The organism is Saccharomonospora sp. CUA-673, assembly GCF_001942305.1.
In the GTDB taxonomy this organism is placed as follows: domain Bacteria; phylum Actinomycetota; class Actinomycetes; order Mycobacteriales; family Pseudonocardiaceae; genus Prauserella.
Genome location: NZ_MKKE01000044.1, coordinates 1 through 19,391 on the forward strand (window position 1 = coordinate 1; position 19,391 = coordinate 19,391).

Consider the following 19,391-nt stretch of genomic DNA (forward strand, 5'->3'; position numbering starts at 1 on the left):
TTCCCGGCCGACGTTGGCGCGTCGGCCATGCTTGGAACCTTCATCCGGTCACCGGGAAGGTACGCCCTCCCGGCCATCCACAGGTTTCAAGCATTGCTCGTGAGTGGTCCGTTGTCGGCATGGCGGCGCGCGGCCTTACCGTGGACAGCATCGAACGACAGTCCGGGGGTTTCCGGCGACCAGCGAGGACTCGGCAGGATCACCATCGCGTCCGCCTTCGTGTCCGGCTCCTCACTACGGTTCACCGCTCTGCGGCAAGCCGGTCGGACTCATGACGGGTTCGGGTCGGTCGTCATCGGGCCAAAAACGGGTGCCACGCAAGACCCGCAGGAAGGGCAGCAACTCGTCGCGAAGTCCCGGCGTGGTGGCGATCGCGCACCGGGAACGGGTGGTGTGAGGGCTGGCGTCGGCATCCAAGACGAGGGCTCCCGCCTCGCGGGCGATGACTGCCCCGGCCGCGGTATCCCAGGTCCGGTTGCCGAGCAGGACGCAGGCGTCAAGGGTGCCGTCGGCGACCCAGACGAGGTCAAGTGCGGAAGAGCCGTAGCGACGAAGCCCTTGTGCCCGTGCGGTGAGTTCCCGGTCCACAGTAGAGCAGAGCACGTCTCGCAGGGCAGTGTCCTGGCCGCTGCCATAGTCGCTGAACCCGATCAGGGCTCGATCGAGCGACTCGGTGGCCGAGACGGCGATGAGTTCTCCGTCGCGGTAGGCGCCTTGCCCGTCGGTCGCCCAGTAGCGGTGCCCGAGAAAAGGAAGCGCGGTGACGCCGAGGATGGGCCGGTGGTTGTGCACGAGCCCGAGGGCGATCGCACACAAGGGACTGCCGTGGTGGTGGTTGATCGTGCCGTCGATGGGATCGAGAACCCAGTAGGTCTTCTGGCTACCAACCGCGCCGGTTTCCTCTCCGAGGAACCCGATCTCGGTGTGCCCGTCGGCAATCAACCGTTGGCGGACAACGTGTTCGACGTCCTCGTCCACTTCGGATACAGGGTCGCGGTCGCCCTTGTACCGGATCGAGCGAGGACGGTGGCTGAGGACATGCTCGACCGCAAGATCGATCGCGGCCTGTGCCGCGGGCAGGGCAGTGGTGAGGTCGGGTGCCGACAGCATGGTTCCTTCGGTTCTTCGGGCATACCCGGCTCGCATAGCAGCGCCGAATGGACCGGGCCGTGGACGGTGAAGGTCAGGAGTGGTGCGGCCACCACGGGTGTTCGACGGTCAGCGCGTCGCTTCGCAGTCGTTCCGCGATGACTGCGGGGCGCAGCTCGATTTGGTGGAGGTCCGCTTCGGTGAACCACCGCAGTTCGTGTTCGCTGGACCGGGCGGCTTCGGGGTCGGCGAGAGTCACGTCGAACAGCAGGGCCAGTTCGTAGAGGGCAGGCCCGTTTGGTGAGGTGTGGTCACGCAGTTCGACGGTGGCGCAGAAGTCGAGGTAGGCGAGGTCGACGTCGGTCTGTTCCCGCAGGGAGCGCCGCAGGGCGTCCTCAACGGATTCACCGGGTTGTACTCGACCACCGGGTAGCCGGAAGGCACTGGCGTCCCGGTCTCGGACGAGCAGGAGGCGCTCCTCGTGCCCAACGAGGCCGTATGCCCCGACAAGAGGACCGAGAGCTGGAGTGGTGGTGGAGGTCATCATGGTGCTCTCACGATCGATGGACAGGACGATAACCGAGGTGACGCCTCGAAGAGGCCAACGTGGTGGTCCTCATCGCACTACCGGGGCCACCAGGCTCGACTGGTTGTCGACCGGCGCGGGTGAGCGTGCTGGTTGCACCTCGCGCATATCCACTGAAGCAAGCTCACTTTCCGTAGCGAGATGTCGCTTCCGGCTGAATACTGACCCTCTGGTTCCGCGCGAACTTTGACCCACCCCATGACGATCATGAGGTGCTGAACGTGGAGGACTGGGCGGAGATTCGCCGGTTGCATCGGGCGGAGGGGATAGCGGTTCGGGCTATCGCCCGCCGGCTCGGGATCTCGAGGAACACGGTGCGGAAGGCGCTCGCGTCGCACGCACCTCCGAAGTACGAGCGGCCGGCGAAGGGCTCGATTGTGGATGCGGTGGAGCCGCAGATCCGGGCGCTGCTGGCGGAGTTCCCGGACATGCCCTCAACGGTGATCCTTGAGCGGGTGGGCTGGCAGCGCGGGAAGACGGTGTTCTTCGAGCGGGTGCAGCAGCTGCGGCCGCTGTTCAAACCGACCGATCCGGCCTCGCGCACGGAATACCAGCCGGGCGAACTGGCGCAGTGCGATCTGTGGTTCCCGCCTGTGGACATCCCGCTCAGATTCGGGCAGGTGGGCCGCCCACCGGTGTTGGTCATGGTCTCCGGCTACTCGCGGATCATGGCCGCCCGGATGCTGCCCTCGCGGCAGAGTCCGGACCTGCTGGCCGGGCATTGGGCGCTGATCAGCGACTGGGGCCGGGTGCCCAAGGCGCTGGTGTGGGACAACGAGGCCGCTGTCGGGCAGTGGCGCGGCGGCAAGCCGCAGCTGACCGAAGCGATGAACGCCTTCCGCGGAACGCTCGGCATCAAGGTGATCCAGTGCCGCCCGGCAGACCCGGAAGCCAAGGGACTGGTCGAGCGGGCCAACGGCTATCTGGAGACCTCGTTCCTGCCCGGCCGCGCCTTCACCAGCCCCGCCGATTTCAACACCCAGCTCGAGGACTGGCTGGTGCGGGCCAACACCCGGCAGCACCGTCGGTTGGGCTGCCGCCCGATCGACCGCTGGGAGGCCGACAAGGCGGCGATGCTCGAGCTACCGCCGGTCGCCCCGGTGGTGGGGTGGCGCAGCACCACCCGGCTCCCGCGCGACCACTACGTGCGGCTGGACTCCAACGACTACTCCGTGCACCCCAGCGCCGTCGGTCGCCGGGTGGAGATCAGCGCCGACCTCGACGCGGTCGTGGTCACCCTCGCCGGTGTCGAGGTCGCCCGGCATGCCCGTTGCTGGGCCGATCACCAAAGCATCACCGACCCGGTGCACGCCGCCGCGGCCGCCGAACTACGGCAGGCCCGTCGACTGGTCGCTGTCGCTCCGGTGCAGACCGCTGTCGAGCAGCGCAGCCTGGCCGACTACGACCGACTGTTCGGCCTCACCGACACCCCGGTCAGCGCCGAGGGGGTCGCGTGATGGCCAGCAAGACAAGCAACGGCAACGGCCGCAATGTGGCATCCGAGATCGCCTACCTGACCCGGGCATTGAAGGCACCCTCGCTGGCCGGGTCGGTGGAGCGGCTGGCCGAACGGGCCCGCGCCGAGACCTGGACCTATGAGGAATTCCTGGCCGCCTGCCTGCAACGCGAGGTCGCCGCCCGCGAAGCCCACGGCGGCGAAGGCCGCATCCGCTCGGCCCGATTCCCGTCGCGCAAATCGCTGGAGGAGTTCGACTTCGATCACCAGCGCTCGCTCAAGCGGGACACCATCACCCACCTCGGCACCCTGGACTTCATCACCGGCAAGGACAACGTGGTCTTCCTCGGCCCACCCGGCACCGGCAAGACCCACCTGTCCATCGGATTAGGCATCCGGGCCTGCCAGGCCGGGCACCGTGTCGCCTTCGCCACCGCCGCCGAATGGGTCGCCCGGCTGGCCGACGCCCACCACGCTGGCAAGCTGCAAGAGGAGCTCGTCAAGCTCGGCCGCATCCCGCTGCTCATCGTCGACGAGGTCGGCTACATCCCCTTCGAAGCCGAAGCCGCGAACCTGTTCTTCCAGCTGGTGTCCAGCCGCTACGAACGAGCCTCGCTGATCGTCACCAGCAACAAGCCCTTCGGCCGCTGGGGTGAAGTCTTCGGCGACGACGTCGTCGCCGCCGCGATGATCGACCGCCTCGTCCACCACGCCGAAGTCATCTCACTGAAGGGAGACAGCTACCGACTCAAGGACCGAGACCTCGGCCGCGTCCCAGCGGCCACCAAGACCAACGACTAACAACCTCCCGGGGTGGGTCAACCTTCACCCGGAACAACCGGGTCAGGATTCAAGCGGCGTTGACACGAGAGGGTGGCTGAGACCGGTATGGCCTGCGGTGGGCGGTCGGGGGTCGCCCACCGCAGGCCGAATCCCAGTCAACGACGCCGCCCTTGCCGATCACCAGAGCGGCCGTGCGGCGAGAACGAGGCGTCAACGGGGCGACCCAGGCGCTGACCAGCGCGCTGTTGGTCTGCTGGAGCGAGGGGCTTCACCCAGATGGGCATGCAACTGCGATTGGCGATCAGTCGGGTCGTCAGCCGTGGTCGAGAACGGAGCGGCCATGAGGCAGCGATGAGGCGACACCCTCCCTACGCTGCGAAAACCGGCGAGTACTGTGCGCTATGGAGGGTCTGGAAGGAGGGACAACGCGATGGCAGCACGGCCTCTCACCCCGCTCGCCGTTGCCCGCGAGGCCGCTGGTTATACCCAGGAAGCCCTCGCCGTCACCCTGAAGGTCGAACGGACCACCATCGGGCGTTGGGAACGTGGGGTCCAGTCACCTCAGCCTTGGCAGCGGCGCGGCCTCGCCACCGCCCTGCAGGTCTCGCTCGACGTACTCGACGACCTGCTGCGACGTACCCTTCGGCGACCTGCTGCCAACATCACGACGGTCCTGGTCTCACCTTCGTCGAGCCTGGTGACGGCCCCCGTCGAGCGGACCGTTCACGAGGACGGACCGGCGCCCGAGGCCGACGTCATCCATGCCGCTATCCCGCGCCTGCGCCGCGCGCTTGACCGGCTGGACCTGCCCGACGACGGACCAACCAGGTCTCTGGACGACCTGCACGGCGAGATCATCCGAGCCAGCGACGACCGGCTGCAGTCGCGCTACGGCAACCTCGCCCGCCGCTTGCCCGACCTCATCGCCGAACTCGCCCGCGCCGGTCAGCTCGGCGACGCGGCAGGCCAGCGCCACGCCGCCGCCCTGCTGACCTTGGCGTTGCGGGCTGCTGACGGCGTGGCGTTCAAGTTCGGCTACCTGGATTTGTCCGCCAGACTGATCGACTTGATGCGCTCGGCCGCCCAGATCGCCGAGGACCCGCTGCTACTGGCCGCTGTGGCGTACGTGCGCACCGAAACCTTCTTTGCCACCGGCGACCTGGACACCGCCGCCCGCGCTCTCGAACTTGCTGTTGACCACGTGCCCGATCTCGATACGACTTCCTCCTCAGCCGCGTTCGGTGCCTTGCACATGCGCGCCGCAGTCGTGGCCGGCCGGGCGGGCAAAGCCGACGTCGCAGCTGATCACCTGCGCGAGGCCCGCCGCGCTGCGGGCAGGGCGCCCGAGGGAATCTACGTCGGCACCGCGTTCGGCCCGGCCTCCCTACGCATCCACGAACTCGCAGTCGCCGTCGAACTTCGAGATCCACTGGGTATCGAACGCGCGGCGTCCTGGCACCCGCCCGACGAACTTCCCGCCGAGCGTCGCTCCCACTACTTCATCGATCTGGCCCGCGCCCAGCTCACCCTCGGTCGCCACGAAGACGCTTACCTGTGCCTTCAGGCTGCACGCCGTGCCGCGCCCGAGCACACCCGCACCCACCCGCAGGTCCGCCAGTCCCTCTCGTCCCTGCTGCGCACCCACAGCACGCCCAGCGCCGGCTTGCTCGACCTCGCCGCTTGGGCCCGCGCTCGCTGAGCCGCCACCAGCCGCTCAGCGCAGGGACAACAGATCCGGCAGGTCGTAAAGGGAGTCGATTACCCAATCCGCGTCGCGACGGACCAGTGGGTCGTCAGCCCACAGGTAGCCCCACGGGCCCCGCCGGATCAACGCCGTGCAGAAGCCCGCTGCCTTCGCGGCAACCACGTCGTTGTCCCGGTGGTCACCCACGTACACCGTCTCGCCCGGCCCGTCGGGGACCATCTCTGCCACGCGGGCGAAGAACTCGGACGACGGCTTGGCGGCACCCCATTCCCCCGAGGTCGCGATCCGGTCCACCGGCAGCTCCAGCGCACGCAACAGCTCGGCCGCGCGAGCGGTCTGGTTCCCAGCTACCCCGACCCACAAGCCGCGTTCTCGCAGCGCAGCCAGGCCGGGCCGCACATCGCTGTAGAGGTCGCTGTCCTCGATGCGCTCACCCAGGCCAGCCTCCTCGCGCAGCCGCCGTTCCCGTGCGACGTCGAAGCCCGGCTTGAAGTACTGGAACGTCTCGGCATTGTCCCGGCCAGCGGCGGTGACCGCACCCAGCACCGTCGAGAAGGTATGGCGGGAAACGCCGATCCAGTCGGCCCACGCACCCCACTCCCGCGAGTCGTCCAGCAACGTCTCGCCCACGTCGAACACCACCGCGGTCACCATGCTCTTACTCCTACGTCACGTACAGCCACCGCGCGACAGCGAGGCCCTTCGGCCGCCCAACCCACTGAGATTCGGGTCCTGGCACCCGCCCGGCGTCCGCTTCCCGGCAGCTTGGTCGACGCAGTTCGAACAAACGGTCAGCCCGAGCCTCGGCCTGACGTCCGCAGCAGCACAGCGGCAAGGAGACTAGCGGCTAGGTCACCTAGTCAGGTCGCCGTAGGTTAGGACAAACCTGCTGTGTGTCTTGTCGATGGCGGGCCCGCCAGTTCGCTGTCCGGGGTATCAGCCGGATAGACGATGAGCGATGGCGTGTGCTGGTTCCGCTCGGGCGCCCAGGATCGGATCTCGTCGCAGAGGTACTGGGTCAGCTCGGCGGCGGCTGGCCCGTGACCGATCGCGCCCAACTCCCAGTGCACCTCGTCGCCGGATTCCAGTCTGCGGGCGGTGAGGGAGACCAGCGTGTTGCCCTCGGCCAGCGCCATGCGCCACCAGTCCGGTGCCGGGTTGCATACCTGGGTGGACGTCGGCGCGGACCTTGAGCGCTTCGACGATCGATGGGGCATGTGGGCTCGATCAGGTGAGGGGAAGCCCGAAAAGTGCGGCGGTGGCGCCGAGACCGGCGCAGACGGCCAGGGTGCGCAGCATCGGCCAGCGCAGCGCGAACACCAGGACGAGGGCGATGGCGGTGATCGCGGCGGCCACGGGTCGGAAGCTGGCTAGTTCGGGCAGGTTCACCTGCACCGGCCCGAATCGGTGGACATCGCTGGTGGTGAAGAGGGTGTGCAGGGCGAAGTACAGGGCGAGGTTGGCGATCACACCGACGACAGCGGCGGTGATGCCGGTCAGTGCGGTGGAGATGCCGCGGTTGTGGCGGAGGCGTTCGACGTAGGGGGCGCCGAGCAGGATGAACAGGAAGCAGGGCACGAAGGTGACCCAGGTGGTCAGCAGCGCCCCGAGCACCCCGGCGACCCATGGGTCGAGGCTACCGGGGTGGTGGTAGGCGCCGAGGAAGGCCACGAACTGCACGACCATGATCAGCGGGCCGGGGGTGGACTCGGCCAGAGCGAGGCCCCGCACCATGTCTTGGGCGGAGAGCCAGCCGTAGACCTCGACGGCGCGCTGGGCGACGAAGGCGAGCACGGCGTAGGCGCCGCCGAAGGTGACCACGGCGGTGCCGGAGAAGAACAGCCCCTGCGTGGTGAGCGTGCTGCCCACGCCGGTGAACACCGCCACCGCGGCGATCGGGGCGGCCCAGAGCAGCAGACCGACACCGAGCACGGTCAGGCTCCGCCGTGTAGAGGGGGCTTCGTGGTGCAGGGCGTCGTCGGGGATCAACGGTGCTGGTCCGTCGGCGGCGCCGTTGGTGGGCGGGGGTTTGATCGTGCGGGGTGCGAACCGGCCGAGTGCCCAGCCGATGGCCGCTGCTGCGGCGATGACGATCGGGAACGGGACCGCGAACACCGCCAGCGCCACAAAGCCGGCGGCGGCGATCCCGATGAGCGCGGGGTGGTGCAGGACGCGTTTGCCGACCCTGGGTACGGCTTGGGCGATGATCGCGACCACCGCGGGTGCGAGCCCGGCGAAGATCGCGGTCACCAGGGTGGTGTCGCCGAACGTCACGTAGATGGCCGACAGCGCGAGCAGGGCAACCATGCCGGGCAGCACGAACAGGGTCCCGGCGATGATCCCGCCGCGGCGGCCGTTGAGTAGCCATCCCACGTAGATGGCCAGCTGCTGGGCTTCGGGGCCGGGCAGCAGCATGCAGTAGTTCAGCGCGTGCAGGAAGCGTTGTTGGCCGATCCAGCGTTTCTCCTCGACCAGGGTGCGTTGCATGACCGCGATCTGCCCGGCCGGGCCTCCGAACGTCTGCAGCGAGATCAGAAACCACGCCCAGGTCGCGGTACGCAGTGGGATGACGTCCCGGTTCGCGGTTTCGGACATGGGTGAGCGTCCCTCCTCGTTCAACTCCACGCGCAATGTAACCATGGTTGCACTAGTGCGGTGGAGGGGTGTCCAGGTGGCGGGATGCGGGCTGGCCGAGGCGGTGGGAGTGGTCGGTTAGTGGGGTTCGGGGAGTGGGATGAGGCGGTGGGCGTGGTCGAACAGGGCGTGTTCGACGAGCCGGGCTGCGGTGAGAGCGGCGAGTGCGGTGGCGGCGAGCAGCATGTACATGACCACGATCTGGTAGCGGATGGCGGTGAGGGGGTCGACGCCGGCGAGGATGAGTCCGGTCATGGCTCCGGGCAGGCTGATCAGGCCGACGACCTTGGTGGAGTCGATCGCGGGCAGCAGCGCGGTGCGCAGCGCGGAGCGTTGGTGGGGCAGGAAGCGTCGCGGGCGGGGAGCCCGAGGCAGAGCCGGGCTTCGATGGCTGGGCGGGCCTGCTGGGCGTCTTCGCGCAGGCGGCGCAGGGCGACCCCGGCGGCCTGCATGGCTCCGGAGACGATCATGCCGCCGATCGGGACGACGACCCGCGCTTGGGTGGAGATGATCCCGAGGCCCAGCAGCGTGGCGAGGGTGACGAGGCTGCCGACGGCGACCCCGAGGGTGGCTGCCCACCGGGCTCGGGGCAGGCCGGTGCCGCGGCGGCCGGCGACCTGTCCGGCGAGGAGGATCATGATCGTCACCCAGCCGAACGCGCCGGGAAGGCCGGTGTGGGCGAAGATCACCAGCAGCAGGACGCCGACCGCGGCCAGCTGTGCCCCGGCGCGCAGCGATGCGGTGATCAGCTCGCGGGTCAGGTGCAGCCGCTGCCGGTAGGCCACCGCGGCGGTGAGGGCGATCAACAGCAGGGAGGCGGCGACGCCGCCCCAGCTGGGCACGGACAGTCCGGTCATCACCCGGCCTCCAGGTAGTCGATGTGGTCGGGGTGCCCGTGGGCGACCAGGCGCCCGTGGTGCAGGACCAGCACGTGCTCGGCGATGCCGCGAACGAGGGGGAGGTCGTGGCTGACCAGGATCACGGTCCCGCCCGCGGCGGTGTGGTTGCGGGCGGCCTCGGTGATCACCGCTGTGGTCACGGCGTCCAGCGCGGCGGTGGGCTCGTCCAGCAGCAGGACCTCGGGTTCGACGGCCAGCGTCCGGGCCAGGCACACCCGCTGCGCTTCGCCGCCGGACAGGCCGCTGGTGCGGCGTTGCGCGAAGCGTGCGGGCAGGCCCACGAGATCGAGCAGGTGCTGGATGCGGTGCTCGGTCAGCTCCGCGCGTCCGACACGCAGCTCCTCGGCCACGTGGTTGGTGAGCAGCACCGGCTGTTGCGCGACCAGGCCGACCCGGCGCCGCAGTGCCAGCACTTCGAGCTCGGCGAGCGGGGTGCTGTTGAGCAGGATCTGGCCGGTACTGGGGTCCTCCAGCCGGTTGAGCAGGCGCAGCAGGGTGGACTTGCCGGCGCCGCTGGGACCGACCACCGCCGTGCACGCTCCGGCCGGGAGACGGGCGCAGACTCCGTCGAGCAGTCGGGTTGGGCCGCGGGTCACCGTGACCCGGTCCAGAAGAAAACCGGGCACGGTGCTCATCCGGGTGCGGCGGCCGGGGCGTCCGGAATGGTGGCGTCGGGATGGTTGGCGGCGGGGAGGGTGAGGATGACGGTGGTGCCGCCGTCGGGATGGTTGGCGGCAGTCGCGGCACCGCCGTTGCGGCGGGCCAGCGCGGCGACCAGGGCCAGGCCCAGTCCGGTGCCGCCGCCGGTGCGGGCGTCGTCGGCGCGGGTGAAGCGGTCGAACGCGTGCGGCAGGAACTCGGGGGCGATGCCGGAGCCGTGGTCACGCACCCGGATGCTCACCCCAAGCTCGGTGTCGGGCGGGCTGGCCGTGATGATGATGGGTGGCTGCCCGTGCCGGGCGGCGTTGTCGATCAGGTTGCTCACCGCCCGGTCGAGATCGCCGGGATCGGCGCGCACCGTGAGCTCCGGTGAGCAGTCCAGGATCACTTGGTGCTCGTCGAGGGTGCTGCGGTAGCGGGCGATCACTGACTCCAGCACGGGACGCACCGGGGTGGGCTCGCCGGGCCGGGCCGGCGGACCGGCCTGGTCGGTGCGGGCGAGCAGGAGGAGGTCCTGGGCCAGGCGGGATAGTCGTTCGGTTTCCTCCAATGCCGAGCCCAGCGCGGCGGTCAGTTCCCGTGTGGTGCGGGGTCGGCGCGCCGCGAGTTCGAGTTCGGTGGTCAGCAGGCTGAGCGGGGTGCGGAGCTCGTGGCTGGCGTCGGCGACGAACTGCCGTTCCCGCTCGACAGCGGCGTGCAGGCGGTCGAGTAGATCGTTGAACGTGGTGCCCAGCCGGGAGATTTCGTCGCGAGCCGACGGCACGGGTAGACGCTGCGTGGGGTGTGCGGCGGTGATGGTGGCGGCGCGAGCGCGCATCCGTTCCACCGGTCGCAGTGCGGCGGCGGCCAGCAGGTAGGCCCCGACCGCGGCGGCGAGCAGCGCCAGCGGCAGGCCGACCGCCAGTTCTTGGCGTAGGTCGGCCACCGCGGCGTCGCGGTCGGCGAGGGTCACCGCGGCCACGGCGATCCGGCCGTCCGCACCGGTGGGGGCGGCGGCGATACGCACCGGCCCGTCCAGCTGTCCGGCGGTGGCGTGATCGACCACGAGCTCGCCGCGCCGCGCGGTCGCCAGCTCCGCTGGAGTCAGCAGGGGCTGGTCGGCCACGTCCGGGGAGCTGGCGATGATCTGGCCTGCGTCGTCGAGGACCTGCTCGCCGGTGTCCCGGCCGCCGCTGGACAGCACTGGTGCGGCGGTGGTGGCGATCGGTTGGAGGTCGCGCAGCCGGTGCTCCAACGATTCGCTGATCGAGGCGTCGAGCGATTCGCGTGTGTGCGTCACGGTGACGATCCCGACTCCGAGCAGGACCAGCGCCATCATCACCGTGAACGCGGCGGTGAGCCGGATCCGGAGCGGCCACCGCCGGATCATCGCGCCCCCACCCGCGGCCGTCCACCATCCGGCCGGAGCCGGTACCCGGCGCCGCGCACGGTCTCCAGCGAGACCACCGCGAATGGCCGGTCGATCTTGTCCCGCAGCGCGCGGATGTGCACCTCGACGACGTTGGAGCGGGATTCGTAGGCGAAGTCCCAGCAGTGCTCCAGCAGCAGCTCGCGGGTGAGCACCACGCCGGGCTGGCGCAGGAACATCTCCAGCAGCGCGTACTCCTTGGCCGTCACCGCGATCTCGGTCTCGCCGCGCCAGCACCGCCGGCTGGCCGGGTCGATCCGCAGATCGCCCGCGGTGAGCACGGTGGGGCGGGCGACCGGGCCGCGGCGGGTCAATGCCCGCAACCGAGCGAACAGCTCCTCCAGGTGGAACGGCTTGGTCAGATAGTCGTCCGCGCCGCCGTCCAGGCCGCTGATCCGATCGGTCACCGCGTCACGGGCGGTGAGCATCAGCACCGGCACCCACACCTGCTGGCGGCGCAGTCGCCGGCACATCTCGAACCCCGACAGCCGGGGCAGCATCACGTCCAGCACCACCGCGTCGTAGTCGCGGCTGACCGCCGCCCCGAACCCGTCGGCCCCGTCTGTGGCGACATCGACGGCGTAGCCCTCCTCGACCAGGCCACGGCGCAGCAGGCCCGCCATCTTCGGCTCATCCTCCACCACCAGTACCCGCACCATCCATCACCTCTCTTCAGGCGCCACCCCCGAGCACCCTGCACAGGCGCCCCTTCACGGGCACGGTGCCACCACATCCGGGTGACCGCCGTCGTGTCTTCATCACGGCTTCATCTCCACCGACTACCCATACCCATGCAACCACCTCATGCAACCACGGTTACAGGAGCGTGGAGAATGGAGAAGGCATGAACCGCAAGACGAAGATCGGGATCGGGATCGCCGCCGGAGTGCTCGTCCTCACTGGTGGGGGCGTGGGCCTGGCCTCCGCGATGTCCGGCGACGGCGACGAGGTCAGCGGCCCCGCGGCCGACCAGGCACGAGCCGCGGCCGTGCAGTCCGTGCCCGGCGGGAAGGCCGGCGCTGTCGAGACCGAGACCGACGAGGGCGCCGCCGCCTACGGCGTCACCGTCACCAAGCCCGACGGCTCCACCGTCGAGGTCCACCTCGACAGCACCTTCCACGTCGTGGGCACCGAGGCTCCCGGCCAGGACCACGACGCCGACGGTGACGAGGGCTGACCGCGTACCACCGACCACGATCTACACCGACCACGATCGAGTTCGAGGAGGGCAAGGACATGCCGTTCACCCCCGCCCGCGCGGCCCGCGTGGTGTTGCCGCTGGCCGCGCTGCTGCTGGTCCCGCTCGCCGGCTGTGGCACCGACACCACCCCCGCCAGCGACACCGCTGCCGACGCCGAGCATCGGCGCCACCAGCCGATCCCCACCACCGAGGCGGACTGGAAGCCGGTCACCGACACCCTGGGCCGCACCGGGAAGTTCGGCGACAACAACACCGTCTACCGCATCGGCCTGCCCCGCACCGACCTGCAGGTCACCTCCGGCGGCGTCGAGATCAAACCAGGGCTGTCGCTGGGCGGCTACGCCGCCTTCGCGAAGTACCGCGACGGCGTCATGCTCATGGGCGACCTGGTGGTCACCGAGGCCGAACTGCCCAAGGTCACCGACGCACTCCAAGCCCACGGCATCGCGCAGACCGCGCTGCACAAACACCTGCTGCAGCAAACACCGCCGGTGTGGTGGACCCACATCCACGCCATGAGCGACGACCCCGCAGCGCTCGCCCAAGGCGTGCAAGCCGCACTGGACGCCACCGCCATCCCAGCCCCGGCGCCACCAGGTCAGCAGCCGCCGATCGACCTGGACACCGCCGGCATCGACCAGGCCCTGGGCCGCAAGGGCACCGCCGACGGCGGCATCTACAAGTTCAGCATCGCCCGCAAGGAGACCATCACCGACGACGGGCATGTCCTTCCGCCCACGTTCGGGGTGACCACCGCGATCAACTTCCAGCCACTCGGCGGCGGGCGGGCCGCGATCAACGGTGACTTCGTGATGACCGCACCCGAGGTCCAGAAGGTGATCCAGGCGCTGCGTACAGGCGGGATCGACCTGGTCGAAGTGCACAACCACAGCCTCACCGAGCAACCCCGCCTGTTCTACATGCACTTCTGGGCCGTCGACGACGGCGTCACCCTCGCCAAAGCCCTCCGCCCCGCGCTGGACGCCACCAACCTGCAACCCCCAGGCTGATACCACTCACGCCGACAGCGTTTCCGGCCCCGTCGTGACGATCGGCGGGGCCGGACAAGCACCATGACAACGAGCATGACAACGGGAAGGAGCGCAGGATGCGGCCACGCACCGTTTTGGACTGGATCGCTTTCGTGCTACTGCTGATCGGCGCGTTCGCCTGGGCGGCGTTCGTCACCGACATCAACGTGCTGGATCGGGCACTGGAACCCATCGCCGATCCGCTCGACGACATCGTGTTCGTGCTGATCGGACTCGCGGGCCTGTACTGGATCGGCCGCGTCGTCGTCGGAGACCGAACACATCAGTGAGCAACTCCACCGATCCAGCGCACGAGCGACCATCGACGGGATCGGCAGCGCCGCGGCAGGCAGGGCAGCGGGCAGGGCAGTGGGTGTTGCTGTCCTACCGCATGCCCCGCGAGCCGTCCACCCCGCGGATCACGGTCTGGCGCAAACTCAAACGCCTCGGCGTCGCCCAACTCGGCGACGGGCTGGTCGCGCTGCCCGCCGACGCCCGCACCCGCGAACACCTCGACTGGATCGCCGACGAGATCCTCGCCGCCGGCGGCACCGCCGGCGTGTGGCTGGCCCAACGAACCAGCCTGGCACAGGAACGCCGCCTGGCACAGACCATGGCCGCCGCCCGCGCCGCCGAGTACCGCGCCGTGCTCACCGAAGCCGAACAAGCGCGCTCACTCGGCGAGGCCGAGCGACGACGCGCCCTGCGCACCCTGCGCGCCGAGCTGCGGCGTATCCACCGCCGCGACTACTTCCCCCCACCCGAACGCGACACCGCGCAGGCCGCTGTGGACGCCCTGCACCCCGACCACCACACCGAGGAGACCGCATGAAGTGGGCCACCCGCGAACACATCCACATCGACCGCGCCGCCTGCGCCTGGCTCATCCGCCGCTGCATCGACCCGGACGCCGCCTTCGTGTTCGTCACCGACCCCGCCGACGTCCCCCCAGACGCCACCCCGTTCGACATGCGCGGCGTCGACCTCGGCCACCACGGCGACGACTGCAGCTTCGAAACCATCCTGCGCCGCCACAACCTCACCGACCCCGTGCTCTGGCGCATCGCCGAAATCATCCACGAAGCCGACCTCGACGACGAACGCTACGACGCCCCCGAAGCCCCCGGCCTCGACGCCATCCTCCGCGGCCTATCCATGATCGGCGACGACCAGCACACCCTCACCATCACCAAACCCATCTTCGACGGCCTCTACGAGTACTACCACCGCGCCCAGATGCTCGGCCGCGAACCCGCATGACCGCAGGGAACATCCGCCGCGCCACCCTCGGCATCCTGGCCGCCCTGCTCTGTGCAAGCCTGCTCGGCACCGATCACCCCGCGACAGCGACCCCCTCATCAGCGGTGCCCTTGCTGGAAGAAGCCACCCCACCAGCGAATGCCGTCCTCACCGAACCGGTCGACTGGGTGTACCTGACCTTCGACCGACTGATCAACACGTTCAGCATCCGGGTCACCGGCCCCAACGGCCACGACGTCGCCCGCGACAACGCCATCGTCAAGCACGACATGATCTCCCAGCCACTGCACACACTCACCCAGCCGGGCACCTACCGCGTCACCTGGCAGGTCATCGACCTCGACGGCCACCAGGCCAGCGGATCACACAGCTTCACCATCACCCCCGGCGTCACCACGACCCCCGAAAACACTGCCACCACACCAGCCACCACCCCCCACTCAGTACCGCCGACAGCGCCACCAGCCACCAACCAGTCCACGATCACCACGCCGCTGGCCGCCACGATCGCACTCAGCCTCCTGGCAGGACTAACCCTCCTCACCATTCGTCACCGTCGACGCGTCCGCGCATCACGTGCGCAGCGGCCAGACCGGACATGACGACAACCGCAGTCACGAGACATTCGGTCGGCATAGCTCCCGTAGTCCTGGCCTACCAGCGCGAAAGCCAATGCGGTGTCAGATTCCAACAACACCAGAGCCATCGACTCACCGCCAGCCTGGCCGTGAGAAGCTCAACAAGCTGACTTGACAGGGAACCGCAACGGGGCGACCAGCCGTTCTCCAGGTGCGAGCTGCTTCCACCACTGGGCGGGGATGTCCCACGGTGAGACCGTGGCGATCATGCGGTCGTACGGGGCGTGGTCGGGGTAGCCGAGCCCGCCGTCGCCAGTGATCACGTGCACGTCGCCGTAGCCGGCGGCGGCCAGCGCTTGTGAGGCTTTCGCGGTCACGTCCGGGTCGACGTCGATGGTGGTCACCAGGTCCGCGCGGCCGGTCAACTGGGCGAGCAGGCTGGCATTGTAACCGGTCCCCACTCCGATCTCCAGGATGCGGTTGCCCGGCTGGACGTCGAGTTGGTCGAGCATCGCGGCTACTAGCCAAGGTGCCGACGCGCAGGACAACGACCGGCCGTCCTCGAACCGGTGGGTGACCACCGCCTGCCACGGGTCGTAAGCGACCGCCAGGTCGGCGTCCGGCACGAACTCGTGCCGCGGTGTGTCGCGCAAAACCCGCTCGACGTCGCTGTGCTTTGCGTGCCCGGCCTTCTGGATCCTCTCGACCATTGCCGCACGTAGCGCTTCCGGCGAAGTAGTGGTGGTGTGCATCGTTCCTTCGTATCAACGATCGTCGGGTTGGCGGGCATCGTTAGTGATCGACACGGGCTGTTTCTCGGGCCGAGGAAGCAAACCCGTTGTGGTGCAACGGCTTCACTAGGACCCGCCCTACGGGTTCGCTGGAGCGTTGACGTTGCAGGACATCGTCTTCACGCTGCGTGCCATGGCCTCTTCGGCGCAGGCTAGTGCTGTCGTGAGGTCTGCCAGCAGTGTGGCCGGGAGCGTGCCGCTGCCGAGCGCGCACGCTTCGACCGAATCGGACAACTCGCGCGCTTGGGAGTCGGTGAGCAGCTCGCGGCAACCATTGTGGGCGAGTACATCGCGAGCGACGTATCCGTCTCGTGTCGCGGCGGCGTAGTCGATCAGATCAACGGCGATCTGGTGCACGGGTGGATCGTCAACGGTGCCGATGGCGTCGATGAAGGACAACCCGAGCCGTGTGTGGAAGACCGCCAAGCCGGGCGCGGAGGTGTCGAGTCGGTGGTACTGGTTCAGGAGCGTGGGCAGATCGGCGACGCCCGAGGCGCCGTGGCACTGGATGGTCAGGCAGGCGGTCACGGCGTTCTCCCAAGGGTCTCCTGGTGTTGTGTCGGCCAAGAGGGTGAGGGCGCTGTCGGTGTCCCCGGATACGGCGTGGGCGATGACCGCGATCTGGCGACCGTCAAGCATCCGTCGCCCGACGCCCTTGTACGCGTCGAGCCGGGCGCGTGCCTCCGCCCAGCGGCCGGCTGCGGCCAGAGCGCGGCCACCGGTGGCCAGCAGGACTGCCCACAGCCAGCTGCGGATGTGCTGGTGCGTCTCGGCGGAGTCGGTGAGGTCGGCCGGGATCTCGATGCCGTCGACGATGGCGTCAGTTCGGGCGGAGACCGCGGTGAACAGGGTGTCGATCAGCGCGAAGGCGCGCTCGCCCTGACCCTCGCGGATGTAGAGGCGGGCGAGGTTGGTGATCGGTTCGAGAGCGAGGCGGGCTACCTGCGCGCCCAAGGGGCGGGCGCGCAGGTAGATGTTCACCTGCTGGTGGCACCACCGCCGGGCCAGTTCGGGCAGGCCGCAGTCGGAGGCGATGAGCGCCGCGTTGTTGTGCACGGCGGCGGCTTCGGCGAGCTCGCCGCTGTGCTCGACTTGGCGTGCTCGGTCGCACAGCTCGGCCACCCGCCGGGCCAGCGGGAGGCAGGCCGGGCGGGTTCGGGCAACGAGGGGGAAGCGGCGGGCGAACTGGCCGGCGGGGTCCACGGGCGTCACTCCCAGGTGACGGTCATGGGCTTGGTGGGGCGGTCCAGGACCACGAAGCCGGGGTTGGTGTCCGGCTGGGGCGCGGTGTCGGGAATGGCGAATCGGACGGTGCTGGCGCGGAAGCCTGGTCCCAAGTCGAGATCTCGACCGAGACCTGCTCGGCGAGTTCCTGCGCGTTGGGGCCGTGGCCGATGACGCCGACCTCGTAGCGTCGGCCGCCGTCCGGATCGGGGTCCGCGGCGCGGATGGTGAGGTAGGCGAGGCTGCCGTCGGCGGCGGTGGTGGCCATCGCCACCGAGGGGAACATCGGCCGCACAAGGCCGCTTTCCTTCGCAGCGGGAGCGACCTCCATGCGCATCAGCGGGTTGGGCAGGTGGCAAGCCAGCCAGAGATCCAGCCATTCGAAGGATTCCATCGGGACGAAGTGCACGCCGGTCCACACTTCGCAGGCAGGGCTGTCGAAGACGCCGGTCAGGGTGTCCGGGTCGGTGGCGTGGTTGTTGTCCTTATGGATTTGCAGCGTCACCTCCCCGGTGCCGGTGAGGTCCAGAACGCGGCGAGCGTCGTCGCCAAGGCCACGCAGCGGCATGAAGATCGCCATCTCGCTGCCCAGGCTGCGCCAGCCGTCCTGGTCGCGTTCGAAGACGATGCTGCGAGAGGCACAACCACGCAGGCGCACCGGAGCTACCAGACGTCCGCCGGGTGTGAGCTGGTCGAGCCAGGCAGCCGGGACCTCGTGGGCACCGACGGTAGCGATGACGCGGTCGAAAGGCGCAGTTTCTGGGTGGCCGAGTGCGCCGTCGGCGGCGACCGCCTCGACGTTGTCGATGCTGGCTGCGGCCAGGTGCTCGCGTGCTCCGGCGACGAGGTCCTCGTCGATGTCGATCGTGGTGACATGCCCGTCGGCGCCGGTGAGGGTGGCCATCAGGGCGGCGTTGTAGCCGGTGGCCGCGCCGAGTTCGAGCAGCCGTTCGCCGGGCTGGATGCCGAGCTGTTCGAGCATCATGGCGACGATCTTGGGCTGGGACGCGGCGCTGATTCGGGTGCCGTCGCCTCGTGTTTGGTGTAGACGGGCTCGTCGGCGTACGCCTCGACCAGGGGGACGTCGGGCAGGAACAGGTGTCGGGGCACCTGCCGGAACGCGGCCTCCACAGCGTCGGTGCGGACGGTGCCGTCCTTGACGAGGCGGTCGGCGAGCTTGGTACGCAGCTCGTCGGCGGAGCCGGTGGAAGCGTCACTGACGGTGGTTGTCATTGCGGGAACCCTAACGGTGTTGGAGGTGGTCCCGGCTGGTGCCTGCCGGGTAGGCGTGCTGTAAAAAACGGTGTCGACGGCCAGCGCGGCGAGGGTGGCCTGGTCGGTGCCGGAGAGACCGGCGCGGTTGGCGTGGAAGATGAAGTGGTGCGCCAGGACGGCGCGCAGGCCCCGCTCGAGGTGTCCGGCGCGAGCGAGTTCGGCGAGTTGGCGACCGGCCGTGTCGAACGCTGTCCACCAGGTCTCGGGAACCACGTCGGGGCGACGTCGGCGACCTTGTGCGTGTTGGTGGTCATCAGTCGGCGCACGGCTTGGCTCAACCGCTCGGTGTGCGGAGAGTTGTTGGAGTGGGGTTGGGCGGTGGGCCGGAGCGCAGCCACCTTGTCCCAGACGTCGCCCTGCTCGAACCAGTCCAGCCCGGCGGCGCGCAGCATCGAGCTGAACAGCAGGACGGTGGTCTCTCTCTGACCCAAGGCAGCGGGTTTCGTGGCACGGGCGAGGCAGTGGCGACTGTCGTGGTGAAACAGCGAGTGCGCGATGTCCATCGCGGCGGGTCCACCGAAGGCAAGGGTTTCGGGTTCGTAGATGCCGCGAGTCCAGCGCGCGAGATGCCCATCGGCCTCCAGGTCGGACAGCAGCGTGTCGACCGCTTTCGTCTCGGGGTTGACCGGTTGGTAACGCAGCCGCCAGGCGGGTGTCTTGCGCAGGTGCCACCACGTGTCGAGTTCGCCGTCCTGTTGGGCCTGGTCGAGAGCGGGTACGAGCAGGGTCGCGGCGGTGTGCTCGGCCGTGGTCGGGTCGGCGAACTCGACCAGGTAGTGGTGCCAGCTGTCCGGCAGCATCAGCGCGGAAT

The 19,391-nt window shown here is 69.3% G+C and carries 24 protein-coding genes; 9 read left to right on the top strand and 15 right to left on the bottom strand.

What is annotated here, in order from left to right; translation table 11 throughout:
- Nucleotides 1-234: 234 nt before the first annotated feature.
- Nucleotides 235-1,110 carry an inositol monophosphatase family protein gene (locus BJF85_RS18285; RefSeq protein WP_075849285.1) on the bottom strand — a complete coding sequence of 292 codons (876 nt, stop codon included), beginning with the start codon at nt 1,108-1,110 and terminating at the stop codon, nt 235-237.
- A 73-nt stretch (nt 1,111-1,183) separates the two neighbouring features.
- On the bottom strand, nt 1,184-1,633 hold the full coding sequence (locus BJF85_RS18290; RefSeq protein WP_158056995.1) for an NUDIX domain-containing protein: 450 nt from the start codon (nt 1,631-1,633) through the stop codon (nt 1,184-1,186).
- A 254-nt stretch (nt 1,634-1,887) separates the two neighbouring features.
- Between BJF85_RS18290 and istA the strand changes: the two genes are divergently transcribed.
- The 3 genes from istA to BJF85_RS18305 all read left to right on the top strand — a co-directional run bounded on the left by istA (nt 1,888) and on the right by BJF85_RS18305 (nt 5,613).
- Nucleotides 1,888-3,132 (top strand): IS21 family transposase, encoded by a 1,245-nt coding sequence (istA, locus tag BJF85_RS18295; protein WP_075849289.1) that lies wholly within the window; start codon nt 1,888-1,890, stop codon nt 3,130-3,132.
- A complete protein-coding gene (gene istB / locus BJF85_RS18300) occupies nt 3,132-3,932 on the top strand; it encodes an IS21-like element helper ATPase IstB (RefSeq protein WP_075849291.1) in 801 nt (266 codons plus the stop codon). The genes istA and istB overlap by 1 nt, the downstream gene beginning before the upstream one ends.
- Nucleotides 3,933-4,344: 412 nt before the next feature.
- The gene (locus tag BJF85_RS18305; RefSeq protein ID WP_075849293.1) at nt 4,345-5,613 is read left to right on the top strand and encodes a helix-turn-helix transcriptional regulator; all 1,269 of its coding nucleotides are present in this window, start codon (nt 4,345-4,347) and stop codon (nt 5,611-5,613) included.
- 15 nt (nt 5,614-5,628) lie between these two features.
- On the opposite strand, the gene BJF85_RS18310 is transcribed toward BJF85_RS18305, so the two are convergent.
- The 8 genes from BJF85_RS18310 to BJF85_RS18340 all read right to left on the bottom strand — a co-directional run bounded on the left by BJF85_RS18310 (nt 5,629) and on the right by BJF85_RS18340 (nt 11,876).
- Nucleotides 5,629-6,273: an HAD family hydrolase gene (locus BJF85_RS18310; protein WP_075849295.1), complete on the bottom strand. Its 645-nt coding sequence runs from the start codon at nt 6,271-6,273 to the stop codon at nt 5,629-5,631.
- A gap of 221 nt (nt 6,274-6,494) precedes the next feature.
- Nucleotides 6,495-6,836 carry a hypothetical protein gene (locus tag BJF85_RS28075; protein ID WP_158056997.1) on the bottom strand — a complete coding sequence of 114 codons (342 nt, stop codon included), beginning with the start codon at nt 6,834-6,836 and terminating at the stop codon, nt 6,495-6,497.
- Between the two features lie 10 nt (nt 6,837-6,846).
- Nucleotides 6,847-8,214 (bottom strand): chromate efflux transporter, encoded by a 1,368-nt coding sequence (gene chrA / locus BJF85_RS18320; RefSeq protein ID WP_075849299.1) that lies wholly within the window; start codon nt 8,212-8,214, stop codon nt 6,847-6,849.
- A 117-nt stretch (nt 8,215-8,331) separates the two neighbouring features.
- On the bottom strand, nt 8,332-8,628 hold the full coding sequence (locus BJF85_RS29025) for an ABC transporter permease (RefSeq protein WP_222844600.1): 297 nt from the start codon (nt 8,626-8,628) through the stop codon (nt 8,332-8,334).
- The gene (locus tag BJF85_RS18325) at nt 8,526-9,110 is read right to left on the bottom strand and encodes an ABC transporter permease (RefSeq protein ID WP_222844580.1); all 585 of its coding nucleotides are present in this window, start codon (nt 9,108-9,110) and stop codon (nt 8,526-8,528) included. Before BJF85_RS18325 ends, BJF85_RS29025 begins: the two co-directional genes overlap by 103 nt.
- Complete coding sequence (locus BJF85_RS18330; RefSeq protein ID WP_075849301.1) at nt 9,110-9,787, bottom strand: ATP-binding cassette domain-containing protein; 678 nt, start codon at nt 9,785-9,787, stop codon at nt 9,110-9,112. The genes BJF85_RS18325 and BJF85_RS18330 overlap by 1 nt, the downstream gene beginning before the upstream one ends.
- Nucleotides 9,784-11,181 (bottom strand): cell wall metabolism sensor histidine kinase WalK, encoded by a 1,398-nt coding sequence (locus tag BJF85_RS18335; protein WP_075849303.1) that lies wholly within the window; start codon nt 11,179-11,181, stop codon nt 9,784-9,786. The genes BJF85_RS18330 and BJF85_RS18335 overlap by 4 nt, the downstream gene beginning before the upstream one ends.
- A complete protein-coding gene (locus tag BJF85_RS18340) occupies nt 11,178-11,876 on the bottom strand; it encodes a response regulator transcription factor (RefSeq protein ID WP_205215529.1) in 699 nt (232 codons plus the stop codon). Before BJF85_RS18340 ends, BJF85_RS18335 begins: the two co-directional genes overlap by 4 nt.
- A 188-nt stretch (nt 11,877-12,064) precedes the next feature.
- Between BJF85_RS18340 and BJF85_RS18345 the strand changes: the two genes are divergently transcribed.
- The 6 genes from BJF85_RS18345 to BJF85_RS18370 all read left to right on the top strand — a co-directional run bounded on the left by BJF85_RS18345 (nt 12,065) and on the right by BJF85_RS18370 (nt 15,314).
- Entirely contained in the window at nt 12,065-12,397 is a 333-nt protein-coding gene (locus BJF85_RS18345; protein WP_075849307.1) for a PepSY domain-containing protein, read from the top strand.
- Between the two features lie 59 nt (nt 12,398-12,456).
- Complete coding sequence (locus tag BJF85_RS18350; RefSeq protein WP_083666521.1) at nt 12,457-13,431, top strand: DUF1259 domain-containing protein; 975 nt, start codon at nt 12,457-12,459, stop codon at nt 13,429-13,431.
- 98 nt (nt 13,432-13,529) lie between these two features.
- On the top strand, nt 13,530-13,742 hold the full coding sequence (locus tag BJF85_RS18355; protein WP_091679556.1) for a DUF378 domain-containing protein: 213 nt from the start codon (nt 13,530-13,532) through the stop codon (nt 13,740-13,742).
- Between the two features lie 83 nt (nt 13,743-13,825).
- The gene (locus BJF85_RS18360) at nt 13,826-14,284 is read left to right on the top strand and encodes a Chromate resistance protein ChrB (protein ID WP_083666544.1); all 459 of its coding nucleotides are present in this window, start codon (nt 13,826-13,828) and stop codon (nt 14,282-14,284) included.
- Complete coding sequence (locus BJF85_RS18365; protein WP_075849311.1) at nt 14,281-14,712, top strand: chromate resistance protein ChrB domain-containing protein; 432 nt, start codon at nt 14,281-14,283, stop codon at nt 14,710-14,712. The genes BJF85_RS18360 and BJF85_RS18365 overlap by 4 nt, the downstream gene beginning before the upstream one ends.
- Nucleotides 14,709-15,314, top strand: a complete 606-nt coding sequence (locus tag BJF85_RS18370; RefSeq protein ID WP_075849313.1) for a copper resistance CopC family protein — start codon at nt 14,709-14,711, stop codon at nt 15,312-15,314. Before BJF85_RS18365 ends, BJF85_RS18370 begins: the two co-directional genes overlap by 4 nt.
- Before the next feature lie 134 nt (nt 15,315-15,448).
- On the opposite strand, the gene BJF85_RS18375 is transcribed toward BJF85_RS18370, so the two are convergent.
- The 5 genes from BJF85_RS18375 to BJF85_RS27455 form a co-directional block, all read right to left on the bottom strand.
- Complete coding sequence (locus BJF85_RS18375; RefSeq protein ID WP_205215079.1) at nt 15,449-16,000, bottom strand: methyltransferase domain-containing protein; 552 nt, start codon at nt 15,998-16,000, stop codon at nt 15,449-15,451.
- 159 nt (nt 16,001-16,159) lie between these two features.
- Nucleotides 16,160-17,062: a hypothetical protein gene (locus tag BJF85_RS18380; RefSeq protein WP_233520183.1), complete on the bottom strand. Its 903-nt coding sequence runs from the start codon at nt 17,060-17,062 to the stop codon at nt 16,160-16,162.
- 244 nt (nt 17,063-17,306) lie between these two features.
- Nucleotides 17,307-18,290 (bottom strand): methyltransferase, FxLD system, encoded by a 984-nt coding sequence (gene fxlM / locus BJF85_RS27450; protein WP_255375734.1) that lies wholly within the window; start codon nt 18,288-18,290, stop codon nt 17,307-17,309.
- Entirely contained in the window at nt 18,287-18,538 is a 252-nt protein-coding gene (locus BJF85_RS29030) for a hypothetical protein (RefSeq protein WP_222844581.1), read from the bottom strand. Before BJF85_RS29030 ends, fxlM begins: the two co-directional genes overlap by 4 nt.
- Nucleotides 18,535-19,380 carry a thiopeptide-type bacteriocin biosynthesis protein gene (locus tag BJF85_RS27455; protein ID WP_139320706.1) on the bottom strand — a complete coding sequence of 282 codons (846 nt, stop codon included), beginning with the start codon at nt 19,378-19,380 and terminating at the stop codon, nt 18,535-18,537. The genes BJF85_RS29030 and BJF85_RS27455 overlap by 4 nt, the downstream gene beginning before the upstream one ends.
- Nucleotides 19,381-19,391: the final 11 nt, after the last annotated feature.

Coding starts and splice junctions, on each gene's coding strand:
- BJF85_RS18285 (WP_075849285.1), bottom strand. CDS start 1,110: ATGCTGTCGGCACCCGACCTCACCACTGCCCTGCCCGCGGCACAGGCC.
- BJF85_RS18290 (WP_158056995.1), bottom strand. CDS start 1,633: ATGACCTCCACCACCACTCCAGCTCTCGGTCCTCTTGTCGGGGCATAC.
- istB (WP_075849291.1), top strand. CDS start 3,132: ATGGCCAGCAAGACAAGCAACGGCAACGGCCGCAATGTGGCATCCGAG.
- BJF85_RS18305 (WP_075849293.1), top strand. CDS start 4,345: ATGGCAGCACGGCCTCTCACCCCGCTCGCCGTTGCCCGCGAGGCCGCT.
- BJF85_RS18310 (WP_075849295.1), bottom strand. CDS start 6,273: ATGGTGACCGCGGTGGTGTTCGACGTGGGCGAGACGTTGCTGGACGAC.
- BJF85_RS28075 (WP_158056997.1), bottom strand. CDS start 6,836: ATGCCCCATCGATCGTCGAAGCGCTCAAGGTCCGCGCCGACGTCCACC.
- chrA (WP_075849299.1), bottom strand. CDS start 8,214: ATGTCCGAAACCGCGAACCGGGACGTCATCCCACTGCGTACCGCGACC.
- BJF85_RS18325 (WP_222844580.1), bottom strand. CDS start 9,110: ATGACCGGACTGTCCGTGCCCAGCTGGGGCGGCGTCGCCGCCTCCCTG.
- BJF85_RS18330 (WP_075849301.1), bottom strand. CDS start 9,787: ATGAGCACCGTGCCCGGTTTTCTTCTGGACCGGGTCACGGTGACCCGC.
- BJF85_RS18335 (WP_075849303.1), bottom strand. CDS start 11,181: ATGATCCGGCGGTGGCCGCTCCGGATCCGGCTCACCGCCGCGTTCACG.
- BJF85_RS18345 (WP_075849307.1), top strand. CDS start 12,065: ATGAACCGCAAGACGAAGATCGGGATCGGGATCGCCGCCGGAGTGCTC.
- BJF85_RS18350 (WP_083666521.1), top strand. CDS start 12,457: ATGCCGTTCACCCCCGCCCGCGCGGCCCGCGTGGTGTTGCCGCTGGCC.
- BJF85_RS18355 (WP_091679556.1), top strand. CDS start 13,530: ATGCGGCCACGCACCGTTTTGGACTGGATCGCTTTCGTGCTACTGCTG.
- BJF85_RS18365 (WP_075849311.1), top strand. CDS start 14,281: ATGAAGTGGGCCACCCGCGAACACATCCACATCGACCGCGCCGCCTGC.
- BJF85_RS18370 (WP_075849313.1), top strand. CDS start 14,709: ATGACCGCAGGGAACATCCGCCGCGCCACCCTCGGCATCCTGGCCGCC.
- BJF85_RS18375 (WP_205215079.1), bottom strand. CDS start 16,000: ATGGTCGAGAGGATCCAGAAGGCCGGGCACGCAAAGCACAGCGACGTC.
- fxlM (WP_255375734.1), bottom strand. CDS start 18,290: ATGATGCTCGAACAGCTCGGCATCCAGCCCGGCGAACGGCTGCTCGAA.
- BJF85_RS29030 (WP_222844581.1), bottom strand. CDS start 18,538: ATGACAACCACCGTCAGTGACGCTTCCACCGGCTCCGCCGACGAGCTG.
- BJF85_RS27455 (WP_139320706.1), bottom strand. CDS start 19,380: ATGCTGCCGGACAGCTGGCACCACTACCTGGTCGAGTTCGCCGACCCG.